This is a genomic window from Bowdeniella nasicola (assembly GCF_900107735.1).
Taxonomy (GTDB): domain Bacteria; phylum Actinomycetota; class Actinomycetes; order Actinomycetales; family Actinomycetaceae; genus Bowdeniella; species Bowdeniella massiliensis.
Genome location: NZ_FNQV01000017.1, coordinates 26,858 through 33,586, shown reverse-complemented (window position 1 = coordinate 33,586; position 6,729 = coordinate 26,858). Strand labels below are relative to the sequence as shown.

Sequence of the window (6,729 nt, the reverse complement as noted above, 5' to 3'; positions counted from 1 at the left end):
AACCCCTCACCACCACCGCGAACACCGATACCGCGATGACACCTGAGGCAACGCAGACAAGCGCGGCAGGGCAGCCGCGCGGCTTCACCCTAGCCAACGACTGGCGCTTCGACGAAGCCCTCAACGGACCACCACCCTTCTAACGCACACCCGCACGCCAACGCAGCAACGGGGAAGCCCCCTACCACCAAGAATCCGGTGGTAGGGGGCTTGCTCGTCTGTTGAAGTCAGTCGTTTCGACGTTGCGATATGACGACGAGAACGGCAAGAAGGATGAGGCCCACGACACCAATGCCCAACACGCCTGGGGGCACCCGCACGACTCCGAGCGGAAGAAGGCACGCGATGGCCCACAAACCCTGTGCCGTCAGCTGTGCAGGAAGCGAGCGCTTGACCACGTAGCCGATCGCAGCCAGTTCTACCCGCGCGGTGTAAACCGTTCGCTCGGTAAAACGGGCCGAGATCAGCACGGCCTGCATGAGCACGATAACTGCGGCGATGGCAGCCCACCAAGACAGCGATGTCTGCAGCACCCCGTCGACGTAACGCGCTGGCATGAACTGCGCGACGGCACCGAAGGCCATGCCAAGAAGCGGTGCCCATGCCGCAGTTGAGGCGAGCGCGAGAATTGAGGTGAGAAGAAGCAGCCAGGTGGGCGCACCCCACAGCAGACCAATGACGATCGCAGCGACGAAGCGGAACGCGAACAAGGACCACGCGGGAATCGCGGGCCCGATAGCAAGGCGAAGATCGCGTGATTTCTTCATCGACGTGCTCCTCGGTTTCGGGCCTGCAGGAAGGCAGCAAGATCGGGTTCATCGATTTGGCGCCACGAGAGGACGTCGATCCCGGTCTCCCGCAGTGCCCGGATGCGCAGCTGCCGTTCGGCGAGCTCCAACTCCAGCGCGGTAGAAACTGCCTTGTCATGAGAGACCAGGCCTTCTGGCAGGACATCGATGATCCGGATGTCGTGGCCAGTGTGAGCCCAATGCAACGCGAAATCGACGGGAACATCATCTAACAGCGTCGAAATGAGCCAGATCGATGCCGTCGGAGCGATGCGGGGTGCGCGTACCTGACGCGTTGCTCGGTGCGGAGGCCGCGCCGTTGTCACGTAGCGAGAAATGCGCTCTGCTGTTCGACGGCCCGTTCCTGGCGGCAGACCATGCCCGGGGTTCGACAGGTCGACAAGTCCGACGCGATCGCCCTCGGCCAGATGAGCCTGCGCGAGCGAAACGGCGGCGTTGCGGGCCACGTCGAGGCTCGTGATAGCAGTGGGGGAGCGCTTGGAGCCACCGGCCCAGGCATCAACGTTCCGGCCGACGTCATCGCGCGGATCCAAGGCAATCATGACGATCGACTCGGAGCCGGCGTGGTTCCGGGCGATGAAAATTTGGTCGATGTCTGCACCCGTGGCGTGCCGCGCGGTCGAGCGCCACGAGATCCGTGACAGCCGGTCGCCCCTTCCAAGGGGAGCGACGTCGAAGAACCGGGTACCACTGCCAGCGCGGCGATCCTCCCGCGGCCCCCACGCGCCGACGAGCCGGCGCGGGCGCGGCAGCACCGGTAGCACGGAGGTCTGCGGCGGCGCATAAATCCGCATCGGTAACAGCTGGATCGGACCGAGTGCCCCGCGCGAGGTTTGCGCCCGCACTTCGGTGCGCATCAAATCGAGCGGCCCGCTGCGCCCGCACGAATCCAGTGCGTCAAGTTTGCGTCCCCACGTCTCGCCCTCATACGCGTGCGCCGCGACGACGACAGCATCGGGAATACCGGAAACTCCGGAGGCACGAATCGACAGCGCATCTGGCACCGGACCTGTGCCGGCGCATTCGACGGAGCCCGTCAACACCCCATCGTTGTCCAGGTGCGGGCGGACGCGGTTCACCACGATCGACGATGCCGACCTCCGCAGGCCATCGAAGGCGCACAATCCGGCAAGCACCGCAAGCTCCGGCCGTGCGGTAATGAGCGAGATCGTCGCCAGCACGGCAGCCGTGAAGAGCCCACCAATGTGGAGCAGGGTGGGTTTGAGGGTGCGTGTGCGATCTTCGCCGAGCATTACGCGACGGAGGGCACGGGGACCGTATCGATGACGCTGTCGATGACGGAGGCGCCCGTGACACCAGCCGCCCAGGCGCGAGCAGTCAGCGTGAGGCGGTGCGCCAGCGCAGGAACTGCCACGGCGCGCACGTCATCGGGCGTGATGTAGTCCCGGCCGAGCAGTGCGGCACGCGCGCGGCACAGCAGGAGCAGCGCCTGCGCCCCGCGGGGGGAGACCCCGACTTCAACTTCCGGGTGCTCGCGCGTAGCGGCGGCAAGCTTGACGCAGTATTCGGCGACGTCGGGCTTGACGTCAATCGCTTCAACCCCGGCCTGCATTGCCAGTACCTGTTCGGCATTGACGACGGGGTTGACGTGGGTTGCTTCTGTGCGTCGAGCGACGCGGTTGAGCAGAATTGTGGTCTCCTGCTCGGTCGGGAGATAGCCGACGGACAGGCGGATCATGAAGCGGTCGAGCTGTGCTTCCGGAAGCGGGAACGTGCCCTCGAGTTCGACGGGGTTTGACGTCGCAATGACGTGGAACGGGCGCGGTAGGCGGAACGTCTTGCCTTCGGCGCTGACCTGGCCTTCCGCCATCGCCTCTAGCAGCGCGGACTGGGTGCGCGGCGAGGTGCGGTTGATCTCGTCAGCGAGCAGCAGCCCGGTAAAAACCGGTCCGGCACGGAAGTCGAACTCCCGCGTCGACGGGTCCCACACGAAGGAGCCGGTGACGTCAGTGGGTAGCAGGTCCGGGGTACATTGCAGACGCGCGAAATCAAGGCCGAGCGCCCCGGCGAGCGTCCGCGCCGCAACGGTCTTGCCGAGTCCCGGCAGATCCTCGAACAGCACGTGCCCGCCGGCAAGCACCGCGGACAGTGCCGTGGTGAGGGCCTCGTCCATCCCGACGACAATCGTCGCGACTTCGTCGAGCACAGCGCGGCCGCGGCTAGAGATCTCCTCGATAGAGGCGGGCATGAGATCGGTCATGATCTGTCCTTTTCATTGAGTGCGGAAAGCAGGCGCTGGGCCTGCACCGGAGTGAGGTGAGCCGTTCCGCTCATGAACTGGTCGAAGTCGGCGCCAAACATTTGGCGAACTTGCGAATTGCTGAGGTGATGACGCGCGACGTAGTCCTCGACGACGGTCCTGATTCGCTCGGCAGTGCGCCCAGTAACGCGGGCCTCTCGAAATGCGCCGGCCGTCGTGGCGACCGATGGCCGCAATCCGGAGGCGGGGTGGACCTCAAACTCGCCGCGCTTTTCGGTGTCGACATTCTTGAAATACTGCGCGGCCGCGGTCACCGCGGCGGCTCCCGCACCAAAGGTCAGGCAGTAGAACAGCGGCCAGGAAACGGCAAAGGTCAGCCCGAACAATACGAGACCCACGACGAAGGGGAGCACAGCGTACTTTTTCACCGGCGACCCCTCGCGTGTGCGGCGCCTGCTTCGTCCAAAGAGTCCTCGATGCGAGAAAGTGCCTGGCTAGCCTGTGCGATGTCCGCCTCGGTCGTGACGTGACCGGGCCGGAAGCGCGCCCGGTAGTACAGGTCGAGGAGAGCTTCGACGGCGCCGCTATCAGCTCCCGAGGCAATGAGGCGCTGCTGAGCCCACTCCGACGGCGTAACGGTTGCGAGCCGGTTGCCGTAGCGGCGGCTCGCCGCGTCCTCGAGCTCAATCCACGTCGCAATCACGCGGTCCTCGTGGGACAAACTGAGATCCGCGAGGGCAGTCCGAGCGAGCGCCACGTCCTCGACCTCCATCGGATCCTCGGCGGTAATCAAATCCGTCAGGAGCGCAGCCTCATCCAGGTCTGCTTCTTCGAGCTTGCGCTTACGGTAGCGGCGGGAGAACCAGAGGAAAACCCCGAAGATGACACCAGAAGCGATGGCGATAAAGAAGATGTATCCCATCGTCGTCATGATCCATGAAAAATCAGGCGGGGTCGGTGGGAAGACTTCATCGGTGGAGCCGCGTGGCGGTGCACCGGGCATCCCGGATCTGCGTTTTCCTGGTGGCGGAGCGACGTCGATCTGGGTACGAACGGCGGGTGGGAGCGAGCCGATGAACACTAAGACGATCGCCGCCAGGGCAGCGAATGCCGCTAGTGCTCGGGTTCTCACGCCGTTTACTCCGTCGTTCGTTCAGTGTTCGCGCTCACGAGTGTAGAGCAGCGCGAGTCCAATCACAGAATCTGTAACTCAGTCCGCGGGCTGATTTTTGCCACGGCCCGCAGTGGTATTGGCCGGAAGGAAGTTCGGGCGCAAACGTATCGCCAGCGACCCGCACGTCGATCTCGGTGACCGAAGCGCGATCAATGACGGGCATGGCAGCGCGGTAGATTTCGCCGCCGCCCATGACCCACAGATCCTCGTCTTGCCAGCGCGGATCGGACAGAAAGCCGTCGAGATCCGTGACGAGGCGCGCGCCCGGCGCGGAGAACTCAGGATTCTTGGTCGCAACGAAGTTTTCTCGTCTAGGCAGTGGGCGGAAGCGCTCTGACAAGGACTGCCACGTGGCTCGTCCCATGAGGACCGCACTCGACATCGTGACAGATTTAAAGTGCGCGAGATCCTCCGGCAGGTACCAGGGCATGTCGCCGTCGGCACCGATGACTCCATGAGCGTGCGCCCAAATAGCGCCGATCATACGGAGATGGGCGCCGAGATCGCCGGATGGTGTTCGTATCCCTCAACCTGAATGTCATCGAAGTCGTAATCGAAGATCGAGGGCGCCTTGCGGAGCTTTAGCTGCGGCATATCGAAGGCATCTCGCGAGAGCTGCTCCTTCACCTGGTCGAGGTGATTGAGGTAGATGTGGCAGTCACCGCCAGTCCACACAAAATCGCCGACATCGAGGCCTACCTGCTGCGCGATCATGTGAGTGAGCAGCGAGTACGAGGCAATATTGAACGGGACGCCAAGGAACATGTCTGCGCTGCGCTGGTAGAGCTGGCAGGAGAGCTTGCCGTCCGCAACATAGAACTGGAAGAAAGCATGGCAGGGCATGAGCGCCATCTTGTCCAGTTCGCCGACGTTCCATGCGGAGACGATGATGCGCCGCGAAGAGGGGTCCTCGCGGAGCTGGGTAAGGACTCGTTCGATCTGGTCGATGTGCCGGCCATCGGCCGTCGGCCAGCTGCGCCACTGCACCCCGTAGACGGGACCGAGCTCGCCCTCGTCATCGGCCCACTCATTCCAGATTCGGATGCCGTTGTCCTGCAAGTACTGGATGTTGGATTCGCCCTTGAGGAACCACAGCAGCTCGCCCACGACGGATTTGAGGTGGACTCGCTTGGTCGTCACGAGGGGGAAGCCGTCGGCGAGGTTGAAACGCATTTGGGCGCCGAAGACGGACACAGTGCCCGTCCCGGTGCGATCCTCACGGCGGGTTCCGGTCTCAAGAACGTGGCGCAGGAGCTCTTCGTAGGCTGTGTTGACGGTCACAAGACCACCTTAGACTAAAGAATCCTCGAGCTGTTTGCGGTTCTGATCTGCGATCTCGAAACTCAACGGGGCCGGCCCAAAGGCCGTCTTGATGCCGTCGAGCACCGACTGGCCCATGGCCTTTCCGCCAACCCAGCCCACAGCGGCGCCGACGCCAAAGGGAGCAAGTCGGCCGAGCATGACCGTGCCGCCCTTCGCGGCCGCCTTCTTCGCGGCCCGCTTCCGCAGCGCAGCATTGACCGACTTCACCGTCGAGGCAGGCATCTTGGTCAGCGCCTGGCGCGCCCAGTGCACGGTCGACAAGCCAAGCGAGGCTTGGACGGCGTTTGCGCCTTCTTCGCCCAGCAACGCAGTCAGCAGCAGGGTGCGGCGACGATCAATATCATCCGTCGGCACTCCGTAGACCTCCGCCACGGCCATGACGTGGAACGCGGTCGCGGCGACGAAGGCCGCCATCTGCGCGCCGGTGAGTCCAACGGCGGCGGCGGTACCGACCGCCGGGACGGCCGCGGCGACGCCCACGCCGGCACCGGAGGTCTTGGCCAGGCGCATGTACTTCTTATCCAGCATGGCGATGATCTGTTCAGGGGTGGCGCGGGGGTGCTTGCGGCGCAGCTTGGCGACGGTCTGCTTCACGCGCGCGGAGGGAATCGTGACGGCCTTGTCGAATGCCGCATCGAAGCCCTTCATGGAAAACAGTGAAGCCATCCGTTTACTCCTTGAATACCTGCCCACCTACGGTGAGCGTCGTTACCGGGTTCCCCTCTAGTGTGTGCCCTACCGTGCAAAGTCGCGCGATGGCAGCGGCTGCTCGCTGCGCGAGTTTCGTCTCCTCCTCGCTATCGAGGGCGCTGAGATCTGCGTCAGCGACGACGTCGAAACCGACGTATTCATCGCCCTCGGCTTCGAAGATGGCGCGAACCCACCACGTCGAATCGTGGTCCTCGCCCAGGGCATGGGACATGCGAGCGTCGGCGCTCATCGCATTGCAGCCGGCCAGCGCAATTTGCAGGAGTTCTCCGGGGGTAATGGCGCCCGGGACGTCAGCCGGACCCACGGTAAGCTGCTGGCCACGCGGGGCGGTTGCCACGAACGTGCGTGTGCCCAGGCGGCGTAGCGAGATGGGTGGACGCGCGTGCTGCGAGTCGGTCGGCTCGGTGGGGAAGGCAGGGACAGGGCTCTCGGTAGTCATGGCGTAATCGTCGCACGCGGAGCGCGAAACGTGGATGTAAGGTGCGCTCGTA

Annotated in this window: 9 protein-coding genes; all 9 read right to left on the bottom strand. The window is 64.2% G+C overall.

Going from position 1 to position 6,729, the window contains the following annotated elements; translation table 11 throughout:
* Positions 1-227: 227 nt before the first annotated feature.
* The 9 genes from BLU67_RS11155 to BLU67_RS11115 are packed head-to-tail and all read right to left on the bottom strand — an operon-like array spanning position 228 to position 6,677.
* Positions 228-767, bottom strand: a complete 540-nt coding sequence (locus tag BLU67_RS11155) for a hypothetical protein (RefSeq protein WP_092565970.1) — start codon at positions 765-767, stop codon at positions 228-230.
* Positions 764-2,062, bottom strand: a complete 1,299-nt coding sequence (locus BLU67_RS11150; protein ID WP_092565968.1) for a DUF58 domain-containing protein — start codon at positions 2,060-2,062, stop codon at positions 764-766. Before BLU67_RS11150 ends, BLU67_RS11155 begins: the two co-directional genes overlap by 4 nt.
* Positions 2,062-3,030 (bottom strand): AAA family ATPase, encoded by a 969-nt coding sequence (locus tag BLU67_RS11145; RefSeq protein WP_092565966.1) that lies wholly within the window; start codon positions 3,028-3,030, stop codon positions 2,062-2,064. Before BLU67_RS11145 ends, BLU67_RS11150 begins: the two co-directional genes overlap by 1 nt.
* Positions 3,027-3,458, bottom strand: a complete 432-nt coding sequence (locus BLU67_RS11140) for a hypothetical protein (RefSeq protein ID WP_092565964.1) — start codon at positions 3,456-3,458, stop codon at positions 3,027-3,029. The genes BLU67_RS11145 and BLU67_RS11140 overlap by 4 nt, the downstream gene beginning before the upstream one ends.
* On the bottom strand, positions 3,455-4,162 hold the full coding sequence (locus BLU67_RS11135) for a DUF4129 domain-containing protein (RefSeq protein ID WP_143027428.1): 708 nt from the start codon (positions 4,160-4,162) through the stop codon (positions 3,455-3,457). Before BLU67_RS11135 ends, BLU67_RS11140 begins: the two co-directional genes overlap by 4 nt.
* A 34-nt stretch (positions 4,163-4,196) precedes the next feature.
* Positions 4,197-4,688, bottom strand: coding sequence for a dihydrofolate reductase (locus tag BLU67_RS11130; protein ID WP_092565960.1), 492 nt, complete (start codon positions 4,686-4,688; stop codon positions 4,197-4,199).
* Positions 4,685-5,485: a thymidylate synthase gene (locus BLU67_RS11125; RefSeq protein WP_092565958.1), complete on the bottom strand. Its 801-nt coding sequence runs from the start codon at positions 5,483-5,485 to the stop codon at positions 4,685-4,687. Before BLU67_RS11125 ends, BLU67_RS11130 begins: the two co-directional genes overlap by 4 nt.
* Positions 5,486-5,494: 9 nt before the next feature.
* Positions 5,495-6,193, bottom strand: a complete 699-nt coding sequence (locus BLU67_RS11120; protein ID WP_092565956.1) for a hypothetical protein — start codon at positions 6,191-6,193, stop codon at positions 5,495-5,497.
* Between the two features lie 4 nt (positions 6,194-6,197).
* A complete protein-coding gene (locus BLU67_RS11115; RefSeq protein WP_092565954.1) occupies positions 6,198-6,677 on the bottom strand; it encodes an OsmC family protein in 480 nt (159 codons plus the stop codon).
* Positions 6,678-6,729 lie beyond the last annotated feature (52 nt).

Excerpts from the sequence above, each read along its gene's own strand:
- BLU67_RS11115 (WP_092565954.1), bottom strand. The coding sequence starts at position 6,677 with ATGACTACCGAGAGCCCTGTCCCTGCCTTCCCCACCGAGCCGACCGAC.
- BLU67_RS11145 (WP_092565966.1), bottom strand. The coding sequence starts at position 3,030 with ATGACCGATCTCATGCCCGCCTCTATCGAGGAGATCTCTAGCCGCGGC.
- BLU67_RS11120 (WP_092565956.1), bottom strand. The coding sequence starts at position 6,193 with ATGGCTTCACTGTTTTCCATGAAGGGCTTCGATGCGGCATTCGACAAG.
- BLU67_RS11155 (WP_092565970.1), bottom strand. The coding sequence starts at position 767 with ATGAAGAAATCACGCGATCTTCGCCTTGCTATCGGGCCCGCGATTCCC.
- BLU67_RS11150 (WP_092565968.1), bottom strand. The coding sequence starts at position 2,062 with ATGCTCGGCGAAGATCGCACACGCACCCTCAAACCCACCCTGCTCCAC.
- BLU67_RS11130 (WP_092565960.1), bottom strand. The coding sequence starts at position 4,688 with ATGATCGGCGCTATTTGGGCGCACGCTCATGGAGTCATCGGTGCCGAC.